This is a genomic window from Treponema phagedenis, assembly GCF_008153345.1.
Lineage (GTDB): Bacteria > Spirochaetota > Spirochaetia > Treponematales > Treponemataceae > Treponema > Treponema phagedenis.
On record NZ_CP042818.1, the window covers coordinates 225,558 to 249,458 of the forward strand.

The window sequence follows — 23,901 nt, forward strand, 5'->3', positions numbered from 1 at the left end:
CCCTACCTTCTTAGCTACATTATCGGCTAATTTATTAAAAAAATTAAGACCTTCCGGACACAAAGACAGCAATTTCGCCTTTTATTGCAGTCCGTGCAGCCATTTCGTTTAATACTTCTTCAGCAGAGCCGGAAATAAGCTCTTCGTGCAACTTTGTAAGCTCTCTTCCGACAGTAATTCTTCGTTCTTTATCAATCTCGGCAATATCTTGTAAAAGCTTTACAATTCTATAGGGTGATTCATATAAAACAAAGCCTGCATTTGCCGAAAAAAGTTCTGTAAGCCTTGTTTTTCTCCTTCCCGCCTTTGGTGATAAAAACCCTTCAAAAATAAGCGTTTTATCTCTGCTTCCGGACACACTGACAAGCGCGGTAAATGCGGACACTCCCGGAATAGGAATTATTGTATGTTCCGCTTTTCGTGCAAATTGTACTAAAACCGCTCCGGGATCGCTTATTCCCGGTGTTCCTGCATCGCTTGCATATGCGATATTTTTTCCTTCATCAAGCAATGCAACTATCTTTTTTGCAGCTTCTTCCTCGTTCCGAGCTCTACAGGAAACTAAAGGTTTGCGTATTCCAAAGTGAGTTAAAAGCTTTAATGTATGCCGTGTATCTTCACAGGCGATAACATCAACCGCTTTGAATGTCTCCAAGGCACGCATTGTTATATCTCCCAAATTTCCGATAGGAGTCCCAACAAGGTATAAATTTGCCACAGCTTACTATACCATACTTTATTGAATGAATCAAGCCGATTTTTTGTATCAAAACTGACATAAGGCTGCCCCCGCACACAAACCATAGTCAAGCTGAAACCTTATGCATGCACAAACTCGGTTTAAATAAAAAATATGTAACAATAAAAGAGTCCGGGTTAGTTTTTGACATCCGTGTCAAAAACTAACCTATCTGCTTGGAACCACCGCCGTCCGTGGCGGTTCTGAAATTTACATTCCCTTAATGCAAAGTATAAGCGAATAAATTTTACAAGACCTTGAGCTTCGTGGTGCGCAACACGGGCGAAGTGTTAGTAATATACTTTTACTTCGCCTAAAAGTGGGATTCAAGGAACGCCCGCCTATTGTTTATGCGTAAAGCCTGTGTGTAAAATTTCCTGCTCTGTACTTATTGCGGAATAATGTGTATACTTATAGCATATTATCATACATTAATAATGGGAGGTAAAAGTATGAAAAAAGCATATGTATTTATCGCGAATGGATTTGAAGAAGTTGAGGCAATTACGCCGATTGATTATTTAAGAAGAGCAAATATAGAAACAGTTGTTGTAGGCGTAGGAACGCGACAGGTAAAATCTCCTCGAAATGTTACTATTATTTGTGATACTGAATTAAATGAAGTGCTTGAAAAGACGGATGAAACTTTACTTGTAGTATTGCCCGGAGGACTCGATAATAGCAAAAGTTTAGGAGAGTCCGAAGCGGTGGAAAATTTTGTTAAAGCGGTACATAAAAACGGCGGAATTATTGCTGCTATTTGTGCTGCGCCCGTTCTTACTCTTGGAAAATGGGGAATGCTTGACGGTAAAAAATTTACCTGTTATCCCGGAATGGGTGAAGACCTTGCAACAAAGCCTTTACAAGGCGAGCGCGTTGTGCGAGACGGAAACATCATCACAGGTTGCGGCGCAGGTGCTGCGGAGGAATTCTCATTTGCATTAATAGAAGCAGTGAGCGGTAAAACAGCCTTACAAGAGTTAAAAAAATCAATTGTAGCAAGGTAAGCCTTTCTTATATTTTGTAAAAACAGAAGGCGTGTACCGACTTAAAGAATTATAAAATAGTGCAGGTTATATGATCTAAACATAAAAACTTTTATAAGCGGTACATGCCCGGCAAACAAAAATCAGTAAAACTACTTATATATCCTTATATTCAGTAGGTTAAGAACTTTTTCACCATACGGAATATTTTAAAGGTTATTGTCAAAAGTATTTCTGCACGTTTTAGAATTTCAGTTAGCCCGACTTTAACTTTTCATTCAATGCAAACTGCTCAAGGTAATGGTAATCAACAGGTTCTATCCATACCGTGAGAGTAAAATAATTGCCTGCTTGATTGTTTTGTCGTATTCCATTAAACCTTTAACTGTGAGACTCTTGGATAAAAAGGCAATTTACGAAGTTTTTAAGCGCTGGCAATCAAATAATCCCGAACCTAAGGGCGAATTATATTGGAAGAATACTTTTACGCTTTTGGTTGCGGTGGTGCTCTCCGCTCAGGCGACCGATGTCGGCGTAAACAAGGCAACAAAGGTTTTATTTGAGGTTGCGTCAAGCCCCGAAGAAATACTTAAGCTGGGGGAAGAAAATTTAAAAGAGTACATAAAAACAATCAATTTATATCCGACAAAAGCAAAACGAATTATCGGATTAAGCGAACAAATTCTGCGAGAGTTTGGCGGAAAGGTGCCGTGCAGCAGGGAGGCGCTTGAAAGCCTGCCCGGCGTCGGAAGAAAAACTGCAAATGTGGTTTTGAATATCGGGTTCGGCATGCCGGCAATCGCCGTTGATACGCATATACTTCGCACGGCACCGCGCATTGGTCTATCGGATGGGAAAACTCCCCGCGAGGTTGAAGAGGATTTACTGCGGATAACTCCCGAAGAGTTTTTGCCGAATGCTCATCATTGGATTTTGCTGCACGGGCGCTATATTTGCCAAGCCCGCAAACCGAAATGCGCCGAATGTTTTTTGGAAGATATTTGCTGTAAAAACGGAGTTGAGGCCATATAGAAGACCTTTTTTTCTGAAATAAAAACAAAGCCCTTGAACCCGACCTTTCTGTATTTTTGCAAGACGGCGTTTCAAGGGCTTCAGTTTTTTTGTGAGGACTTATCCTAAAAAATTATCCAATTCCTCCGTAAAAAATACCGAGTATGTAGACAATCAATGTTGCCCCGCAGAATACATACTTGCCCATAATGTAAAAACTGCTATGGGCTGGTTCGAGCTGCGGCTTTGCAATCTCTTTCAGCACAAGGTCTTTTCCGGCAACCCAGAAGAACATGATTGCGGAAAGCAAAGCTCCGAGCGGAATAACATAAATACTTACCACATCCATCCATTTGCCGAGATTATCTCCGCTTTCAAGGAAAACACCAACAAGAAGTGCCAAGCCGAGTATGATCGAAACAGAGGCAAGTCGGCTGAGTTTGAATTTGTTCTGCAAAGCTTCTACCGGTGTTTCAAACAAGTTGATAAGCGAGCTAACGCCCGCAAACAAAACAGCAACGAAAAAGATTGCGGCAAAAATTGCACCGAAAGGCATTTCCTTAAAAACCATCGGCATGGTAATAAACATAAGAGGCGGTCCTGCTGTCGGTTCAATCCCGTATGCAAATACTGAAGGTATAATAACCAATGCTGCAAGTATTGCTGCAATAGTATCGAATATTGCAACGTATTTTGCGCTTTTGGTGGTGCTTTCTTTATCGCTTAAATAGCTGCCGTACACAACAGTTCCGCTTCCCGCCAATGACAGCGAAAAGAATGCTTGCCCCAGCGCATACACCCATGTTTTCGGATCAGCGAGTTTTGTCCAGTCCGGCTGCGTTAAAAAAGCGTAGCCCGATCCCGCTCCGGGAAGGGTTGCCGCTCTGATTGCCAAGATAATAAACATGACAAAAAAAGCGGGCATCATAAATTTATTGACAAACTCTATACCCGAAGAAATTCCGGCAATCATGATAATAAATGTTATAGCTAATCCCATAACATGCCAGCCGAGACTTCCGAATTTACCGGCAATAGCTCCGAAATATGCACCCGAGTTTTCGGCCCCTATCATTGAACCGGTAAAAGATCCTATTGTAAATTTCAAGATCCAACCAACCACAATAGCATAGCCGATTGCGATTCCGAGCGATCCGATAACCGGTATCCAGCCAATAAACTCACCGCTGTTGTTCCCGTGCATTGCGGTTGCTTTTTTAAAGGCTCCGAGCGGCCCCGTCTGCATTGCGCGCCCGAAAGACATTTCTTCAACGATTCCCACATAGCCGATCAGTACCACAAAGATGATATAAGGAATGAGAAAGGCCGCCCCGCCAAGCTGTCCCGCTCTGAAAGGGAAGAGCCATATATTCCCCATTCCAACGGCAGAACCGATACAGGCAATAATAAATCCAAAGTCGGAGCCGAAAAGCTCTCTGTCCTCTTGTTTTTTCATACTCCCTCCGTAAATGTTCATGTGTTTTGCAGGGGAGACCGTGCAAAACACAGCCGGTATTAATATCAAGTAGACCGCATTTTACTGTTCTGCTTGAATCTTTTTAGTTATTTCATTGGCTCCAAATGCGCCTGAAAATGCCGCAATACGGGCGGTTCCCACGTGATTTTATATCCCGGTACCTTATCCGCATGTTTTTTAATAGTGATTAAAGCTTCCGCAATTATATCAAGATGAGACTGAGTATACACTCTGCGCGGAATAGCAAGGCGGGTAAACTCAAAATCCGCTTGCAGCTGTTTGCCGGTATCGGGGTCATTGCCCAGCATATACGAACCGATATCGCAGGCGCGAATACCCGCCTCAAGATACAGCTCTAAAGCGAGCGCTTGTCCCGGGAATTGATGATACGGAATATGCGGCAGCAAAGCTTTTGCGTCAATAAAAACTCCGTGCCCGCCGACAGGCGACTGGTAAGCGATCTTCGCATCGTCTAAAAGCCCCGCAAGATATTCCATCTGCCCGATCCGATACTTTAGATAGTCTTCCTCCAAGCCTTCATACAAACCGATTGCAAGCGCTTCAAGGTCGCGTCCCGAAAGTCCTCCGTAGGTAATAAAGCCTTCATAAGAAATACAATTTCCTTTTATTTTCTGATACAGCTCGGCATCTCTTTTGATTCCGATAAGTCCGCCCATATTCACAATGGCATCTTTTTTTGCACTCATGGTGAACATGTCCGCATAGCTGAACATCTCTTTTATAATCGCTTTTATTGACGATTTTTTAAACTCTTCTTCGCGCTGCTTAATAAAATACGCATTTTCAGCATATCGCGCCGCATCAATATCAAGGGGAATGCCGTACTTTTTTGCAATAGCGGCAACTTGACGCATGTTTTCTATAGAAACTGGCTGCCCGCCGGCGGAGTTATTGGTGATAGTCATTACAATAAGCCCGACATTCTCTTTCCCGTACTCATTTATTTTTTCTTCAAGTTTTTTAACATCCATGTTTCCCTTAAAAGGACTTTGTACTTGCGGATGTTTTGCTTCTTCTACAACGCAATCAACTGCGCGTGCGCCGGCAAGCTCAACATGCGCTCTCGTTGTGTCAAAAAACATATTGGAGATCGCAATCTTGCCTTTCCCTAAAATAAGCGGAAAGACAACTTTTTCCGCGGCACGCCCCTGATGTACTGGCTGAATAAACTCATACCCGAAAATATCCTTGCCGGCATCAATCAAATGATAATAACTGCGCGCGCCCGCATAAGCCTCATCTCCGTGCATGATCCCCGCCCATTGGTCGGCACTCATTGCGTTTGTTCCGGAATCGGTGAGCAAATCAATGTAAACATCTTCTCCGCGAAGATTAAAAACATTATAAAAAGCCTTTTCAAGCTTCTTTTTCCGCTCCGCCTTGCTGGTCATTTTAATTGTTTCTACCATTTTAATACGAAACGGTTCTGCCACATATTTTTTCATAAAGCCTCCCTTCTCGTTACAAGGTTAAGAAATTGTAACACGGCGATTCCCAGAAGTCAAGAATTTCAACTCGGTAAAATATAGGGTTGAAATTATCACTGATTAAAGACAGTCGCGAAACGGGTTCTGGCAATTTCTCTAAAACTGTGTTAAAATCATTTGTGGATGGTATAAACTACACTTTTACCAAGTTGCAATAATAAGGAGCTCGTTATTTTATGTCAGAGATGCATTGTTTAAATAGTTCTTCCATTCATTCGACCTTGGCATGGGAGTTGCTCTCTCTCTCTCTCTCTCTCTCTCTCATGTAACATATCCTTATTCCAAAACCACTCATAAAAAAAACAATTCGGTTATTTTTTGTCTTAAAAATTATATTACCACTCATAAATTTCTGAATCTCTTAAATTTTAAAGCCGCTCATAATGGTAAAAGCTTGGATATGCTTATCCATGCAATTATTTTGATGCAAGAATCCTTCAAACAACATGTACGTCGAGTGAGTCATATCATGCAAATACTCGATAATGCAAATAAAACCGTCAAGGATGATTTGGCGGCAACTCTATCGAATGGCGATAAATTTTATATGGCCGCAGCCACACACAAAATGAATCTTTTTAAAAAAATAAAAAACCTAAAAATAGATTTGGAGGAAATTTAAAATGGACAAGGTCGAAATGGGTAAATCGGAAATGGAGAAAAGCAAAACAGGCAAACTTAAAATGCGTACAGAAAATATTGCGGACGCAAACTTTGCCGCCCTAAGCCGCATGTTCCCGAATGCCGTTACGGAAACGATTGATGAAAACGGAGAGAAAATCCGTGCTATTGATGCGGACAAACTTGCGCAGGAAATTAACATACGCGTTATATCAGGCATGGAAGAACGCTATCAATTTACTTGGCCCGATAAGCGCAAGAGTGTTGTGCTTGCCAATATGCCTATTGCCGCCGCTCTTCGTCCATGCAGAGAGGAAAGCGTTGATTTTGACAATACCGAAAACCTCTACATCGAGGGCGACAACCTCGATGTGCTTAAACTTTTGCGCGAAACATATTTAAACAGAGTAAAGATGATCTACATTGATCCGCCGTACAACACGGGCAAAGAGTTTGTATATGAAGACGACTTTACCGAATCCGCCGCCGACTATGTCGCCCGTTCCGGCGATTACGACGAACAGGGAAACCGCCTTGTAAAAAATACTGAGGCCAACGGACGCTTCCACACCGATTGGCTCAATATGATTTACCCGCGCCTGCGCCTCGCAAAAGACTTACTCAGTGATGACGGCGTTATTTTTATTAGCATAGACGATAATGAAGTTCACAATTTAAGAAAAGTCTGTGATGAAATTTTTGGTGAGAGGAATTTTGTTGGGTGCTGTATAAGGCGAACTATAAATTCTGGTAAAAATGATGTAAAAACAATATCCGTTTTTCATGAATATCTTTTTATTTATTCTAAGAATATGGATAAAATCAGGTTAAGGCAAAAAGAGAAATCTGAAGAAGAACGCATTAGGTTATATAAAGAAAGTGATGACTACATAGAGAGTAGGGGGCGTTTTTATCTGACGCAACTGAATAAAAATAGTATTCAGTATTCAGACTCTCTAAACTATCCTATACTTGGTCCTGACGGTGTAGAAATATGGCCTGGAGAAGGATTCCATGACAAAAAATGGTGTTGGCGATGGTCATCAAAAAAAGTACAGTGGGGGATTTCTCAAGGCATGATTGTATTTAAAGCGACAAGGTCAGGGAAATATAAAGTATATACAAAATCTTATGAGCTCATGGATAATGATGGAAATACCATAAGTAGACAAAATCCTTATAATTCACTGGAATTTACGGGAAAAGAATATGCCAATTTTAATGCTACCCCTGAACTTTCTGTACTATTTGATGGAGAAAAGATTTTTAACTTTCCGAAATCTGAGACATTTATTCGAGAAATTCTACGTTTAGGAAGTCTTTCATCTAACTCCCTCATCCTCGATTTTTTCTCCGGCTCCGCAACAACAGCTCACGCTGTGATGCAGCTAAATGCCGAAGACGGTGGCAATCGAAAATATATTATGGTACAAATACAGGAACTCACGAATGAAAAAAGCGAGGCGACCAAGGCGGGATATAAAAACATTTGCGAAATCGGTAAGGAGCGTATTCGTCGAGCTGCCGAAAAAATTCGGAAAGAAAACCCTGATGCAAAATTTGATGGAGGCTTCCGCGTCCTAAAACTCGACAGTTCTAATATGAAAGAGGTGTATTATACGCCGGATGAATACACACAACAGGATTTTAATCTTGATGGGCTTACAGATAATATTAAAGAAGACCGCTCGGACGAAGACTTATTGTTTCAGGTTATGCTCGACCTCGGTATTCCGCTTTCGGCAAAAATCACTCGCGATAATAATTTGCTCTGTGTAAATGATAATTATTTAATTGCGTGCTTTGAACGCGTAGATATTGCACTGATAACTAAAATTGCAAAACGCAAACCCCATTATGCGGTTTTCCGAGACGGCAGTTTTACAAACGACGCCGTACTGAGCAACTTTGAACAAGTGTTTAAAACACACTCTCCGAATACTATCAGGAGGATACTGTAATGACAGGCACAAAAAAAAAGGAAATGAAATTTCAATTTAAAACACAGAAATTTCAAACTGAGGCCGTTGAAAGTGTTGTAAGGGTTTTTGCAGGACAGCCCAATTCCGGCATGAGTAAATATCGCTTTGACTTAGGTAAGCGTGAAGGGCAGGGCGTGCACGACTCTCAAAAATATAGACAACCCATCTTGGTGTTTGAAAACGAAGATGAAAGACGCCGGCATCTTACCGAACTATATCATAAAGCCAATTTACAAATCTCCGAAGAGGATATGGAGTTTATCGAAGCCGCTTACCGCAATACCGATATCAAATTGTCTGATGAGGAACTACTGAAAAATATTCAGACCCTGCAAAAAGAAAATAATATTAAATACTCGAATAATCTTGTTAAAGAATTGGGTACCGTCTCCATCGATGTAGAAATGGAAACAGGCACGGGCAAAACCTATTGCTATATTAAAACAATGTTTGAGCTTCATAAAAATTACGGTTGGAGTAAATTCATTGTAGTTGTGCCGAGCATTGCCATCCGCGAGGGTGTAAAAAAATCATTTGAAATAACGCAAGAACATTTTATGGAGCTTTACGGTTTAAAGGCTCGGTTCTTTATCTACGATTCAGACAACCTTCATCAGTTGGAAGAGTTTTCTCAGTCCTCCGGAATTAACGTGATGATTATCAATATGCAAGCCTTTAACACCAAAAAGAACAAGCGTATTATCTATGACAAGCGTGACCGGTTCAACAGCCGCAGACCGATTGATCTCATTAAGGCAAACCGCCCGATTATTATACTCGATGAACCGCAAAAAATGCAGGGAGCGGCTACGCAGGAGGCATTAAAGAAAAACTTCAATCCGTTGTTTTCTATCAATTATTCTGCAACTCACAAGAAAAGTCACAACCTTGTCTACGTGCTTGATGCTCTCGATGCTTTTAAAAAAAAGCTTGTTAAAAAAATTGAAGTAAAGGGCTTTGATGTAAAAAATATTGGTGGCTCAGAGTGCTATCTCTATCTTTCTTCAATTGATATAAGCCCTAAAAAGCCGCCGCGTGCCCGCTTGGAACTTAAAGTAAAACGCGCCAATGAAATAAAACGCGAAACCTATTTTTTTAATGTTGGCGATAGTTTGTATATAAAGTCAAATAATCTTGAACAATATAAAAATATTTCCATTGCGGAGATTAGCCCTATTAGGTCTTTAGTAACATTTAGTAACGGTGAAGAACTTGCTGTGGGCGAAGCAAGCGGAGATATAAGCGAAGACTATATCCGCCGTATTCAAATTCGTGAAACCATCGCCTCTCATTTTGAAAAAGAAGAAGCCTTATTTACGCAAGGCATTAAGTGTCTTTCACTTTTCTTTATCGATAAAGTAGATAAGTATCGCCAATACAATAAAGAAGGAGATGCACTGCTTGGAGACTACGGAAAAATATTTGAAGAAGAGTACGAGGCTGCATTAAAGAACGTGTTGGACGATAAGAATTTAAGTCCCGATTATGCTAAATACTTACGACGGATTAATGTGCAGTCTACGCATTGCGGTTATTTTTCAATTGATAAAAAAACAGGACGCTCAGTCGACAGCAAGATTAAACGCGGTGACAGCTTCTCGAATGATGACTCCGCCTATGATCTTATTCTCAAAAACAAAGAACGCCTTCTCTCATTTGAAGAAGATGCGCGGTTTATTTTTTCGCATTCGGCTTTGCGCGAAGGCTGGGATAATCCTAATGTCTTTCAGATTTGCGCATTAAAACATTCTAATAGCGATACTACAAGACGACAGGAAGTCGGGCGAGGTTTGCGCCTTTGTGTAAACATTGAAGGCGAGCGGCAAGACGCTGAAGTCTTAGGCGAAGCCCTTGTCCATAGTGTAAACAAGCTTACAGTTGTTGCAAACGAAAGTTATAACAAATTTATTGACGGCTTACAAAAAGATATTGAAGAGGCCCTTTATGAACGTCCGCGAACACTAAGTATTGATTATTTTGAGCATAGAAGTTTATATTTACCGGACGGTGAAACTTTTACCTTTGAAGCTGCAGAAGCAAGAGCTGCATATAATTATTTTGTCCGCAACGAGTATATCGATGATAATGGCAAAGTGACGGATGTCTATCGCGATGCAAGCGAAACCGGTAACTTTGCTCCGCTGCCGGAAAAACTCGCTCCTGTTGCCGACAGCATTCATAATCTTGTGCAAGGCATTTACGCTCCTTCAGGTTTGGAAGGGCTTATGTCCAACGGACACTGCGCAAAGGTGAAGGAGAATTCTATCAATAATGATAACTGGGAAAAATTCAAAGAGCTATGGGAGCAAATTAACAAACGCTATGCCTACACTGTAGATTTCGAAAGTGCCGAGCTTATACAAAAATCTATTGAGGCAATTAACAAAGAACTCTTTGTGCCCAAGCCCATGTATAAGCGTACCACAGGCGAGCAGGAAGGTGAGGTGTTCAAAACGCAGGCAACGCAAACAATAATCCTCGATAGGGTGGCGGGCAACTTTGTCGAGTATGATCTTATCGGCAAAATTGCGGAACACACAACGCTCACCCGGAAAACAGTTGCCGCAATATTAAAAGGAATTACAAGAGAAAAATTAAACTTGTTTGCGTACAATCCCGAAATTTTTATTTCTAAAATATCAGACATTATAAACAGTCAAAAAGCTGCTGTTGTCATAGAACATATCTCTTATAAGATAAGCGGTGAAGATCCATACAGCCAAGATATTTTTAACACGAGCCGCTCTTCCGATGAGTTTAAAAAAGCTTTTACTGCAAAGCGTTCTATTCAAAACTATGTGTTTGTTGACGGATCTGTAAAAGACAGTGTTGAAGGAAAATTTGCATCCGCTCTTGATAATGCCGACGAAGTTATTGTTTATGCTAAGTTACCGAAGGGACCGCGCGGGTTTTATATCCCCACGCCTGTTGGAAATTATTCTCCTGACTGGGCGATCTCGTTTAAAAAAGGTACGGTAAAACATATTTTCTTTATCGCCGAAACAAAGGGCTCGATGGACAGTTTACAGCTACGCCCGATAGAGCAAACAAAAATTTTTTGTGCTAAAAAATTATTTAATGAACTTAAACTCGAGGAAAGCAAGGTGCGCTATCACGAGGTGGATAGTTATGATACGTTACTCGAGGTAATGGGAAAGATTAAATAGAAATAAGGTTTTGCGCGAGATGATGGCGAAGATTTAAGCCGAAAATCGGGCAGGCGCGAATGCTTGTTCCACAGCGATGCCCGTTTTGTTTCATCGCTCGCTCATACTCGCCGGCACTATTGTAGCGTTTTGTAATTAACTTCCCTGTTATACAAATCGGGGCATCAACAATAAGTGACTGCGGATTTTAAGCATTCCTATGGTAAATTGCCCACCGGTGCTAAATTCCGAACGATGTTTTAAAGCAAGACTATTTGCAAAGCTTTAAAACTCGCAGGTTTAGTTTTTGACACGGACCAAAATCAGAACCGCCACGGATGGCGGTGGTTCTAAACAGAATTGAGTTTGAAAACTACCACAGCTATATAAACAGGAGTTTTCAAACTCATAGGTTTCATTTTGCCACGGACGGCAAAACTCAGTACTGCCACGGATGGCAGTGGTTCCATGCAGTAGCGACGTTTTAAAAGCACAGCCGCTTTCAAGTGCTTTTAAAACTCGCAGGTTTCATTTTGCCACGGATGGCAAAATGAAACCGTTGTGTCGAACTCTTTTTTATAAAATTTTTTATGTTTTGGGTAAGATGTATTAAAAAACGAATCGACTTATTAAAAAAACGTTATACTATGTACGCATGCTATTGATTTTCCGTAACGCAATTGAATAAGTATTTGCAATTCCTTTGAATATAGTGTAGTATTGTCTTCGGTCATATGCAGTCTCCTTAGTAGGATTTTTGACTTTTTCATATACACAAATAAAGCTGCTATGACCTTTCTTTTTTACACAATTATATGAACTTTATCGTTAAACGCATTGATTACGATTTTTTCGACGAAGAAATTGAATTCTTAGAAAAGAATGCTTTTACCGAAACTCTTGGACCAAAAACTAAAAATAGAATCGAATTTAAAAAGCAAAATATTAAGAGTCAATTGCATATCCCAATTCTTTTGAAATAATATCCGCAGTATGTAAAAGTTTTGCGTAAAGCTCGTCATTGATTTTTTCTTTCATTCTGAAAGTCGGTCCGGTTATCGATATTGCCCCTTTTACTTCTCCGGTTGCTCCGTATATAGCAGTGCCGACACAATATACGCCAAGCTCGTTCTCTTCGTTATCAACGGCGATTCTTGTCTGTCGGATCTTTTCCAACTCTTTGCAAAATACATTAAAATCGGTAATGCGATTTTCGGTAGTCTTTACCTGAGAACTCCTATCCCAAATTTCACGTATTTCATCATATGAACAGTTGGAGAGCATTGCTTTGCCGACCGAAGTACTTACAAGCAAAGCCCTCCTTCCAACCTTTGATTGCAATGTGATTGCATTAGTGGAATCAATTTTATCAATGTATACCGCATAAATATCATCTTGCATCACTAAATGAATCACTTCATTAATGGTTTTAGAAAACTCTTTTAAATGTTTGTGACAGATTGTTATTAAATCCAAGTCCGTTGTTTTATGCCGTGCTAACGTGTACAACTTTAAAGTTAAATTATATTTATTATTTTCATCTTTTTTTACATACCCAAGAACAATCAATGTGCTTAAAAACCTATGAACAGTTGATTTATGTAAATCAACATATTCGCTTAACTCCGTAAGTCCCGCCCCATCTGAAAAATGTTTAAACGCCTCCAGTATTTTAAATACTCTTTCAATAGATTGAATCTTTTCTTCTACCATAATTTTCACCGGTTGGAAGTATATAGTATTTTAAAGAAAAGTACAAATAGCAAAACTCTCTGCGCATGACAAGAGCTGCGAAAACTCTTCTCATGTATAATGGATAATCAGCCGATAAAAGCCTATAAAACATCTTATAAAAAATCACTGTTACTGAAGATTTGGCAGATACCCGCCAACAATGGATCGACGAAAAAACCATAAAAGGAGCTCGACACGGCGCAACGGCGAGTCTTTGGAATTTCTATCTTTGGTTTGTCTACGAGTTTTGCCTGCTTACGCTGGAGTATCAGGCAAAACATCGTTTGGAATCAGCACTCCAAAGGGGCAGGTTACGGGCTGCCGAAGCCCTGCTACATAGCGATCAAGGAACAACGTATACATCACATGCGTACCGAGAAAAACTGACTGAGCTTGGGATGATACAAAGTATGAGCCGGCGTGGAAACTGTTGGGATAATGCCTGCATAGAAAACTTTTTTGGAACCATTAAATGTGAAAGTGGTTATTATGATACATTGAAAAATGGATTACTCACTTATAAACAGATGGAAGAACTTATAGGTAAGTACATTGAATTCTTTAACAATGAAAGAATTCAAAAAAAATTAGGTTGGAAGTCACCTGTTGATTTTAGAACGCAGGTTGCTTAAAAAAAATAACTTTCGTGTCCAAAAAATGGGGGGCAGTACACCCCTCACCACCGAAAAAATAGTTCCGCTCGGACGGCAAATATTCTTTTTCTATTTTCTTATCTTCTCTTTTTTAGGTTTTGCATGCTTACCGTACGCTCCTGTGCTGTTATGGCGTATGGGCTTTTTTGCTGTCTTCTTTTGCGGCGAGGGGAGGTTGCTCCGGAAAAGCAGTTTACGGGTACCCGTGTATCCGGAGGCTTTTTAATATACAAAATTTTAGCAGGAGGAAACATCAATGAAAAAACAATTGATTTTGAGAACAATGCTTCTCGTTGGATTAGCCCTTGCCGGGCTTGGAGTTTTAAGCGGGTGTAAAGTAAACAAAAAAAACATTATTACGGTCACACTTACGGGCGACGATAATACGGTGCTTGGTTATCAAAAAAACATTTCCGCAGTAAAAGGAGATACTTGGGGAAAAATCAAAAATGATGCAATTACCAAAATAAGCTTTAAAGAAGGCTATGAACTTGCCGCTTGGAAGCTGAACGATGCAAACGGAAAAGCTTTAACCGATACCGATGTTTTTACTAAAGACACAATCGTTTTTGTTACGTCACAGTCTAAGTATGTTACGATTAGCCTAAAGGGAGACAGCAATGTAACCTTCTCATCGGCAAGCCTTTCCGCAGACAGGGGAGCTTCATTTAAAACGGTAAAAGAAAAAATAACCGGCGTAACCTTTAAAGAAGGCTATCAACTTGCTGGTTGGAAACTGAACGATGCAAGCGGCAATGACCTAAAGGATACCGACACATTTGAGGCAGACACAACTATTTTTGCCGTGTCGAAAAAAGTGATTACCGTAACTTTAACAGGCGATGGCAAGGTAAATTTTTCGCAGACAAGCATCTCTGTTTTCAAGGGCAGCACGTGGGCGGAAGTAAAGGCAAAAATCTCTGCCATTACAAATTTTGAACCGAGCTATACGCTTGATGTATGGAAACTGAACGATGCAAGCGGCAATGACCTAAAGGATACCGACACATTTGAGGCAGACACAACTATTTTTGCCGTGTCGAAAAAAGTGATTACCGTAACTTTAAGAGGTGATAGCAATGTAATTCTTTCGCAGACAAGCACCTCTGTTTTTGAGGGCAGCACGTGGGCGGAAGTAAAGGCAAAAATAACCGGCGTAACGTTTAAAGACGGCTATCAGCTTGATGTATGGAAGCTGAACGATGAAAGCGGTACCAATTTAAGCGATGACTACATATTTAACGAAAGCGCAACCATCTATGCCGTATCAAGAGAAAAAAAACCAATTGTTATAACCCTCGCAGGGGATAGCAACGTAAATTTTTTGCAGACACGCATCCCTGTTACTGAAGGCAGCACGTGGGCAGATGTGAAGACAAAAATAAGCGGCGTAACGTTTAAAGACGGCTATCAGCTTGATGTATGGAAACTAAATGGTGCAAACGGTGCCGAATTACAGGATACGTCAAAATTTGATGTGGCAACAACTATCTATGCTGTTTCAACGCCCTTTACCGTAACAGATGGTGTGATTATTAGTTGTAATGATGAATCATTGCAAACTATTGTAATTCCGCATAAAATACACGGAAAACCCGTTACTGCCATCGGAGAGAGGGCTTTTGCCGGCTGCAGCGACTTAGCAAAGGTTGATCTTTCAAAATGCATAAACCTCACTTCTATCGGGGGCTTGGCTTTTAAAGAGTGCTGGAATCTAAGAACTGTTGACCTTTCAGCCTGCACCAAACTTAATTCCATTGGTGAGAAGGCTTTTAGTTCCTGCCATAGATTAAAAAGTATTGACCTTTCAAAATGCACCGAACTTAATTCCATTGGTGATGAGGCTTTTAGTTCCTGCCATAGTTTAAAAAGTATTAATCTTTCAAAATGCACTAACCTTGCGTCTATCGGTGAGAAGGCTTTTGACAGATGTAATAGCACAAAGCTCTTTGTAGCAACCGAAGCAATAAAAGAAAAGGCAAAGGGTAAGGGTATTCTCGATGATCGTATTTATTTCTCAATTCATGAGGAGGGCGAGTTTTATTTTACCGACAACACCAAAACCGTTTTAATCGGTATGGTTGACACTAATGCGGAAACCGCTATAGTTCCTGCTTCCGTTACAACGATAGGGAGGGCGGCTTTTGCCGGCTGCAACAACTTAAGAAAGGTTGACCTTTCAAAATGCACCGCCCTTACTTCCATTGGTGAGAAGGCTTTTAGTTACTGCTGCAAATTAAACAGTGTTGACTTTTCAGCCTGCGCTAAGCTTACATCCATTGGAAACTGGGCGTTTTTTGACTGCAATGAGCTAACAAGTGCTGACCTTTCAGCCTGCACTAACCTTGCATCTATCGAAGAGTTCGCTTTTGCCGGCTGCAACAACTTAACAAAGATTGACCTTTCAAAATGCACAAACCTCACTTCTATCGGGGAGTCGGCTTTTGGGGGCTGTACAAAGGCGGTTATCACATTGCCGGCAAGCATCACCGTCATAGGCGGGTGTCAATAACCAGTGAATATTTCACCCCTAACGGGGGTTAATTTTGCAATGAAAATTGCACCCCTTAACACATCGAGTTATCCTGCTTTTGCATCTTTAAGTAAGAATTCATAAATCAAGTCAATAACTACTTGAGGCAGGTCTCCGGTTCGTCCAACCGTATCGGTTCGGTATATATCATCGAGCGGTACAATCGGATAGAATTCATCATGTATTAAAGCGCGTATACCATGCTTTTGGGAAATCAATACATTTACCGTTGTGCCTGCGCCGAATTTATTCTGCTCAATTTTAAACAAATGGTTTTTGATTGAGATGGTGGAACCGCTTGAAAGTTTGCGCGTAATAACCGATGACAACAGTTTATCAAGATCGAGTGTTTTTGGCGTCGGTACAAACATTGAATATGAATCGCAGGCCGAAACACCAAACTGTTTGTTGAAAATACCGATATACTCTTTTAAGAATTGATTTGCTTGCTCTATGGTTGTAATTCCGCGTCGTGCAAATTCAACAGGGAGTCGGCTTTGTAAAGTTTGCCATAATCGCTCAACACGTCCTTTTGCTTGTGATGAATGAGCCGGGAACATATCGATTCCTAAGTACTTGATAATTTTGCCGAATTGTGTTACTTGTTCCTCGGTTCCTTGTAATTGCTCCTCAATGGATAACTGTTTTTTTGCATTAACAAAAAAAACGCTACACTTATCTGGATAAAGAGCGGCAGGGAGTCCGTAATTTTCGAGTGTCTGCCGCAGAACTTCTAAATATCCGAGCAGGCACTCGTTTTTGCATAAATAAAGACCGGTAATCATTCCGCGTGCATCATCAATAAAAGCATGTAATGCGGATTTTTCTTTCCCGCCGAACCAAGGAAACGGGGTTGCGTCCACTTGCAACAGCTCTCCGAAGCAAGCTCTTCTATTGCGCGTTTTATGCACCTTCTTTCGTGTTCGTCTTTTCTTTGGTGAATAAATTCCATGTGATAACAGAATACGGCGCAGAGTCGAATATGACAGCTGCAATTGATATTCTTCAGTTACTATTTCATGAAAATGCAAAAAATTGCTTTTTGACAATGCGGGATCGCTTCGCAGCGCAAGTAATCGCTGCTCAATTTCTTTCGAGGTCTTCTTTGCAGAGGGACGCTGACTGTTGCCATGCAGCATTGCTGCTAAACCCTTTTCTTTGAACGCCTTTTTTAATTGCTGTACGCGTCTTCGTGAAAGGTTTAATCGAAGCGCAGCCTGTTGTACCGTACATCTCCCCTCTAAGCAGTTGGCGATAACATGTCCTCGTGTAATTTGATCAATGCTCATAAATAATTTCATTCCTCCAGTGTAATGTAATAAGTCAATAATTTCACCTCGGTAAAATATAGGGGCGAAATATTCATTGAAAACTTATAGGGGTGAAATTATCACAGATTAAAGACACACCGTCATAGGCGGGGAGGCTTTTGGAGCAGAGTCCATTGAAGACTCGCGCTGTAAGGAGGTAAAGGTTCCGGCGGCTAAAAAAGATTTGGTGACCGGCGAACCCTGTAATTATACGGGGAAGGTAACGGAACTGTAACCGATTTTCCGCGGTTTTAAGTAAACCTCCGTCCGCTTAAGGGCGGGGGTTTCTTTTTTGCGGGTATTCCTGCGGCGGTGTTTTTCGTATTGCTCAAACCATACGGTGTTTTTGCAGAAAACAAAATGGCTAAGATTGAGTTGTAAAAAGCAAGTGTACTGTTTTGTAATTAGCCCTGCATAACGATGTTTAAAAGCATCAATACAAAATTGTAAAATTGAAGCTTTTAAACTCGTTGGCGAAGTTACAGTAAATTTTCAAAACTTCGCCCTATGGTAAGTTTGCTCACCGTTGTCAAGCTCAGAACCGCCACGGACTATTGTGCTTCCCATACGCAGTATTGATGTTTGCCTGCCTTTGTCAAAAATGGCAGGAAAAATTTGGAAATTACATTTTGCCGATGGTAAGTTTACCTACCGTTGCGCCGTGTCGGGCTCCTTTTTATAACAGGGAGTTTTAAAACTCGCAGGTTTGGTTTTGACACGGACGTCAAAAACTAAACCGTTGTGTCGCTCTCTTTTTTATAAAATTTTTTACGATTTATATAAGAAGCATTAAAATCTGATAGAGGTATCAAGGTAAAAAGAACGATTAGTTTGATTTTTCTTTATATGCGCATGTAATACTTCATAAATTCTAATGTAAAACTAGCCCTAAAGTTCGCTTCGTGCTATTATCTTTTTAAACTTACGATTTGGAGGCAGATATGAATGAAGTGATTAAACTTTTGCAAACGCATTCCAGTATTAGAAAATTTGATGCGTCGTATGTTATTCCCGAAAAAGATTTACAAGAAATTATCAAAGCTTCTAAGCAGGCTCCTTCATGGATGAACGGGCAGCCTTATAGTATTATTGTATTTAATGATGCAAAAATAAAAGAAGACTTTGCGGTAAATGTTGTCGGCGCCCATGATAAGGCTGCGAAAAATATGAATAGCATAAAAGCGTGCTCGGTATTTTTGTTGTATTGTATTGATTTTTATAAGTTTACGGTTTGCGGTGATTTTTCGCTTTCGGATTCTGCAGAGCCGTTGATGATTGCAAGCGTAGATATCGGGCTTGCAATGCAAAATGCGGCGGTTGCGGCGGAAAGTTTAAGGCTCGGCTGCGTGTGCATCGGAGGAATTCGCAATCAACAAGCGCATATTATTGAAGCATTGAAATTACCGAAATTTGTGTACCCGCTTGTCGGACTCGCGATTGGAAAACCCGATGAGAACACGCAGGTTAAACCGCGCCTCCCCGACAGCGTGAATGTCTTTTATAATCGCTATGATGCGGCACAGGTGCAGGAAAAAGATTTACAAGCTTACAACCAAACAATGAAAGACTTTGCGGTACAATCAGGCTACACAACAGAAGATTGGATAAATAAATTTTTAGAGTTTTATACAAAACCGCATTACGCAAAAAATACTGATGAAATGCTTGCAAAACATGGACTTATTAAAAAAAACTAAGAAAAAGCAAATTTAACGTAAGCAGTGGAAAATTAATTTTAAAATCGCAAAGGGTGTTAGAATGAATGTGTATTTAGACTGGGCTGCGACCGCAATTCCCGAACAAGAGATTATAGAAGAGGCGGTGCGGGAGGCGGGCAAGTATTTTGCAAATCCTTCGGCACGCCATGCACTTGGAAAAGCTGCCGCTGAACGGCTTGAAACGGCGCGTAAAACGGCTGCGGAATGTTTGCAAGTGCAGCCAGAACAGCTTATTTTTACCTCCGGAGGCACAGAGGCAAATCATATTGTTTTGCTTTCTATGTTAAATCGCTCTGAAAGCTTGAACATTGCAGCCGGCGCAATAGAGCACGCCGCAATCAGTGAACAGGTGAAAATGCTCAAAAAAAACGGACGCAAAGTGCGGGAAATTCCGGTAAACAAACGCGGTTTTATCACGCCTGAGGCAGTGCTGCAAACAATCGACGCAAACACCACCCTCGTTACAGTCATGGCAGTCAATAACGAGACAGGAGCAATTCAGCCGATTCGAGAAATCGGGCAGGCGGTTTCCGAGTTCTGTAAAGGCAAGCGGAAGATTCACTTTCATGTTGATGCGGTGCAGGCATTCGGAAAAATACCCTTTGAACTTGCAAATTTGCCGATAAGTTCCGCCGCGATGAGCGGACATAAAATCGGTGCGCCGCGCGGAATCGGTTTTTTATATCTTGCGCAAACGCTTGAAGCCTTTTTATGTGGCGGCGGGCAGGAAGGCGGCATGCGCGCAGGAACCGAAAATCTTGCAGGGATAATCGCCCTCGCCGGTTGTTTGCAAAAAACGATTCCCGCTGTTGCAAAAACGTATGCACATGTACAAGAACTTTCGGATTATCTTATCCAAAAACTTCTGTGTATTCCTGGAATCTCGATTATTCCAGAAACGCGGATGGAAGATTGTAATAATTTTTCTCCCTATATTATTCAATGCACAAACGAAAATATTCCCGGCGAAGTTTTACAGCGTTGCCTTTCCGATATGGGCGTCTACGTTTCCACGGGCTCCGCTTGCTCATCAAAAAAGCGGAGCCGCCCCATTCTTGAAGCTATGGGCATCGGTGCAAAACAACAGTTGAACACAATCCGCATCTCTCTTGGTAAAAGTACTACAAAAGAAGAGCTAAACCAAGCGCTTTGCTGTCTGCAAACTTGTATCGAAAAACTATAACGTATTTTCATTGCAAGCGGTTTTTAAAATCCGGCAGGAAGTATACAGTAAAATTTGCAAAAGAATCGCAGCGACAAGTTGATTTTACATTTTGATATCCAGATTATAAAAAGAGCCCGACACAACGGTTTCATTTTGCCGTCCGTGTCAAAATGAAACCTATAAGTTTGAAAACTCCTGTTTATATAGCTGTGGTAGTTTTCAAACTCAATTCTGTTTGGAACCACGGGCGTCCGTGCCCGTTCTGATTTTTGCCGTCCGTGGCAAAATGAAACCTGCGAGTTTTAAAGCTTTGCAAATAGTCTTGCTTTAAAACGTCGCTGCTGCGTGGAACCACCGCCATCCGTGGCGGTTCTGAGTTTGACTTCCGGCAAAAAAACTGCCCTACGAGTTTTGCCTGTTTACGCTGAACTATCAGGCAAAATATTGTTTGAAATTGAGCAACGGTGGGTAAGTTTACCATAAGGAAAATGCTTCACAGTAAGGAATTTGTTGCTCTTGTACTTTTTGCCGGAAAGGAAAAGAAATTCCAAACGATGTTTAAACCTGCCACGCTATAATCGGAGTTTTTAAACTTGCACGACCTAATTTTGACAAGGACGTCAAAATTAGGTTAATCTGAAATTTTTCTACTTATTGACTTGAACCCGCTGAAACTTTATTATCTCTCCCATGAAAAGAAAACTTATTACTTCAGCCCTGCCTTATGTTAATAATATTCCTCATTTGGGGAATTTATTGCAGGTTTTGTCGGCGGATGTGTTTGCCCGCTTTTGCCGCTTAAAGGGATATAAAACGCTTTATATTTGCGGAACCGATGAGTATGGCACCGCAACAGAGACAAAGGCCTTACAGGAAGGAAAAACGCCTCAGCAGCTTTGCGATTATTATCATGCAATACACAGTGATATTTATAACTGGTTTAACATTGCCTTTGACTATTTTGGAAGAACTTCAACTCCGCAGCAAACGGAAATTACCCAGCAGATTTTTCTTGATTTGGAGAAAAACGGTTTTATTACCGAGCACGAAATGCAGCAGTTGTATTGCCCGCAGTGTCGCCGATTTTTGGCAGACCGCTATGTACGCGGCACGTGCCCGCATTGCAGTTATGAGGATGCGCGGGGCGATCAGTGCGAGCAATGCGGAAAGCTGTTAGACCCCACCGAATTAAAAAATCCGCAGTGCGCTACTTGCGGTGGCACACCCGAACCGCAGACAACAAAACATTTGTATATCAACTTGCCGGCAATTATTTCTCAATATCAGCCATGGATGGAAGAGGCAAGTAAAAACGGCGAGTGGTCAAATAACGCATTGCAGATGACAAAGAGTTGGATTAGAGACGGTTTGCAGGAGCGTGCCATTACCCGCGATCTGCAATGGGGTATTCCCGTTCCGAAAGCAGGTTACGAAAAAAAGGTTTTTTACGTATGGTTTGATGCGCCGATCGGCTATATTTCCATTACGAAAAGTTTTACGGATATAACCGGCGGAGATTGGAAAAGCTGGTGGCTTGATCAAAAGGATGTGGAACTTTTTCAGTTTATCGGAAAAGATAATATTCCTTTTCACACGGTTATCTTCCCCTGTTCGCTGATAGGGTCGGGGCAAAACTGGACAAAACTTTTTCATATGTCAAGCACCGAGTACCTTAATTATGAATCGGGGAAATTCTCAAAATCAAAAGGAGTCGGGGTGTTCGGCTCCGATGCAAAAGAATCGGGTATCCCTGCGGATATGTGGCGTTTTTATTTGTTTTATAATCGTCCCGAAAAAAACGACACACAGTTTACATGGAAGGATTTTCAGGAGCGGGTGAACAGCGAACTGATCGGAAACTTCTGTAATCTTGTAAACAGAACCTTCAGTTTTATTTCCCGCTATTATAACGGCTGTATCCCCGAAGTTGACGGAACGCAGTCTTCCCGCGCGGATGTTGCCGAGCCTATTAAGCAGCTGCGAAAGGCTGTTGAAAGCTATAAAAAATCCATTACTGATTTGATGGACTGGGCAAATTTACGTGACGGCTTTCATCAGATATTTGAGCTTTCCTCTATTGCGAATAAGGCGTTTCAAGACGGAGAGCCTTGGAAAAATCGAGATGCGGATCCGGAAAAAACCGAAGCGCTTCTTTCCGAGCTTTGCTATTTTATTAAGGACTTGCTCATTCTGATTCACCCCTTTATGCCTGAATACGCAAGTCAGGCAGCCTCTTTTTTAGGCATAAAGATTTGGTCGGGAAATGTTTTTAATGAGCAAAAACCCGATTATACCATTCCGAAGTCTGCGCTTTCGTGGAGCAATATCGGAGAGAGAAAGGGATTAAAAACGGTACAAAATGTAGTTATTATTTATAAAACCCTCGATGATAAAACTATTAACGCATATCGGGAACGATATGCCGGAAATCAACAAGAGCGAAAAAAATCAAAAGAGCCTGCCGCACCGGCAAAAGAAACCTTGCCTGCCGATGCAATTTTTTCTCAAAAAATTGCATTAAAAACCGCAAAGGTTATCCGCGTAGAGCGGCACCCCGAAGCGGACAAACTGTATATAGAAACCCTTGATGACGGTTCGGGTGAAGAGCGGGTTATCCTTTCGGGGCTTGTTCCCTACATGGAGGCTGAGGAAATACTCGGAAAAACAATTATTATTGCGGATAATCTAAAACCGCGAAAAATGCGCGGCATAGAATCGCGCGGTATGCTCCTTGCGGCGGACTACTTTGAAGGAGAGACCCGAAAGGTTGAGCTTTTAGAAGCCCCGTGGGCAGCACCCGGCACGCCTGTGCTTTTGGAAGGAGAAATAGAAAATGCGAACGCTGAAGCGGTTGCGGAACACTATCAAAAAAGGCCCCACAGCATTGACGCTGATGTGTTTTTTTCAGTGCCGATTCAGGTAACCGATTATAGCGTTACCATTGCCGGAAAAAAACTCACTGTTGACGGCAAACCGATTACCACCGCAAAAACACAAAACGGCACAGTCGGATAAGAGCTGCTAAAATGCCGTACGCATGGAAAAGCCCTGTTCTTTGTAAAAAAGGACAGGGCTTTTTTTAACGGAACCAAAACGCGGTACCATCGGGTGATTTTACAGCCGAATATCCGATACGCATATTTGTAACCGTTTCACTCCTACATAGTATAGCATTTTGTAATTAACTTCCTGTTATAAAAATTAGCGTATCAACAATAAGGAACTGCGGATTTAAGCATTACTATGGTAAATTGCTCACCGTTGCGCTGTGTCAAACTCTTTCTATAATAGAAGCTTTAAAACTCGCAGGTTTGGTTT

Annotated in this window: 15 protein-coding genes; 10 read left to right on the plus strand and 5 right to left on the minus strand. The window is 41.2% G+C overall.

What is annotated here, in order from left to right:
• Window positions 1–43: 43 nt before the first annotated feature.
• Window positions 44–718: a 16S rRNA (cytidine(1402)-2'-O)-methyltransferase gene (rsmI, locus tag FUT79_RS01020; protein ID WP_002700690.1), complete on the minus strand. Its 675-nt coding sequence runs from the start codon at window positions 716–718 to the stop codon at window positions 44–46.
• A 473-nt stretch (window positions 719–1,191) separates the two neighbouring features.
• Between rsmI and FUT79_RS01025 the strand changes: the two genes are divergently transcribed.
• Both FUT79_RS01025 and nth read left to right on the plus strand, forming a co-directional pair.
• Window positions 1,192–1,746, plus strand: coding sequence for a DJ-1 family glyoxalase III (locus FUT79_RS01025; protein ID WP_024751830.1), 555 nt, complete (start codon window positions 1,192–1,194; stop codon window positions 1,744–1,746).
• A 366-nt stretch (window positions 1,747–2,112) separates the two neighbouring features.
• The gene (gene nth, locus FUT79_RS01030) at window positions 2,113–2,757 is read left to right on the plus strand and encodes an endonuclease III (RefSeq protein ID WP_024751831.1); all 645 of its coding nucleotides are present in this window, start codon (window positions 2,113–2,115) and stop codon (window positions 2,755–2,757) included.
• Between the two features lie 112 nt (window positions 2,758–2,869).
• Here nth and FUT79_RS01035 read toward each other — a convergent pair whose 3' ends face one another.
• Window positions 2,870–4,192, minus strand: coding sequence for a sodium-dependent transporter (locus FUT79_RS01035; protein ID WP_024751832.1), 1,323 nt, complete (start codon window positions 4,190–4,192; stop codon window positions 2,870–2,872).
• A 107-nt stretch (window positions 4,193–4,299) separates the two neighbouring features.
• On the minus strand, window positions 4,300–5,679 hold the full coding sequence (locus FUT79_RS01040) for a tryptophanase (protein ID WP_044634428.1): 1,380 nt from the start codon (window positions 5,677–5,679) through the stop codon (window positions 4,300–4,302).
• A gap of 268 nt (window positions 5,680–5,947) precedes the next feature.
• Here FUT79_RS01040 and FUT79_RS01045 point away from each other — a divergent pair, with 268 nt between their 5' ends.
• The 3 genes from FUT79_RS01045 to FUT79_RS01055 are packed head-to-tail and all read left to right on the plus strand — an operon-like array spanning window position 5,948 to window position 11,491.
• Window positions 5,948–6,343 (plus strand): phospholipase D-like domain-containing protein, encoded by a 396-nt coding sequence (locus FUT79_RS01045; protein ID WP_148889200.1) that lies wholly within the window; start codon window positions 5,948–5,950, stop codon window positions 6,341–6,343.
• A gap of 1 nt (window position 6,344) precedes the next feature.
• A complete protein-coding gene (locus tag FUT79_RS01050) occupies window positions 6,345–8,303 on the plus strand; it encodes a site-specific DNA-methyltransferase (protein WP_187426455.1) in 1,959 nt (652 codons plus the stop codon).
• On the plus strand, window positions 8,303–11,491 hold the full coding sequence (locus FUT79_RS01055; RefSeq protein WP_215905271.1) for a type III restriction-modification system endonuclease: 3,189 nt from the start codon (window positions 8,303–8,305) through the stop codon (window positions 11,489–11,491). Before FUT79_RS01050 ends, FUT79_RS01055 begins: the two co-directional genes overlap by 1 nt.
• A 924-nt stretch (window positions 11,492–12,415) precedes the next feature.
• Here FUT79_RS01055 and FUT79_RS01060 read toward each other — a convergent pair.
• A complete protein-coding gene (locus FUT79_RS01060) occupies window positions 12,416–13,183 on the minus strand; it encodes an IclR family transcriptional regulator (protein WP_024751837.1) in 768 nt (255 codons plus the stop codon).
• 161 nt (window positions 13,184–13,344) lie between these two features.
• Between FUT79_RS01060 and FUT79_RS01065 the strand changes: the two genes are divergently transcribed.
• Together FUT79_RS01065 and FUT79_RS01070 are read left to right on the plus strand one after the other, a co-directional pair.
• Complete coding sequence (locus FUT79_RS01065; RefSeq protein ID WP_148878686.1) at window positions 13,345–13,836, plus strand: IS3 family transposase; 492 nt, start codon at window positions 13,345–13,347, stop codon at window positions 13,834–13,836.
• Window positions 13,837–14,113: 277 nt separating this feature from the next.
• Window positions 14,114–16,369, plus strand: a complete 2,256-nt coding sequence (locus tag FUT79_RS01070; RefSeq protein ID WP_148889201.1) for a leucine-rich repeat domain-containing protein — start codon at window positions 14,114–14,116, stop codon at window positions 16,367–16,369.
• Window positions 16,370–16,437: 68 nt separating this feature from the next.
• Here the strand turns inward: FUT79_RS01070 and FUT79_RS01075 are convergent, their stop codons facing one another.
• Window positions 16,438–17,691 (minus strand): ISNCY family transposase, encoded by a 1,254-nt coding sequence (locus FUT79_RS01075; protein WP_148889202.1) that lies wholly within the window; start codon window positions 17,689–17,691, stop codon window positions 16,438–16,440.
• Window positions 17,692–18,641: 950 nt separating this feature from the next.
• Here FUT79_RS01075 and FUT79_RS01080 point away from each other — a divergent pair.
• From FUT79_RS01080 to metG, 3 genes are all read left to right on the plus strand, one after another.
• Window positions 18,642–19,397 carry a nitroreductase family protein gene (locus FUT79_RS01080; RefSeq protein WP_044634921.1) on the plus strand — a complete coding sequence of 252 codons (756 nt, stop codon included), beginning with the start codon at window positions 18,642–18,644 and terminating at the stop codon, window positions 19,395–19,397.
• A gap of 61 nt (window positions 19,398–19,458) precedes the next feature.
• Window positions 19,459–20,601: a cysteine desulfurase family protein gene (locus FUT79_RS01085; RefSeq protein ID WP_024751842.1), complete on the plus strand. Its 1,143-nt coding sequence runs from the start codon at window positions 19,459–19,461 to the stop codon at window positions 20,599–20,601.
• Between the two features lie 672 nt (window positions 20,602–21,273).
• Window positions 21,274–23,598, plus strand: coding sequence for a methionine--tRNA ligase (gene metG, locus FUT79_RS01100; RefSeq protein WP_024751843.1), 2,325 nt, complete (start codon window positions 21,274–21,276; stop codon window positions 23,596–23,598).
• Window positions 23,599–23,901 lie beyond the last annotated feature (303 nt).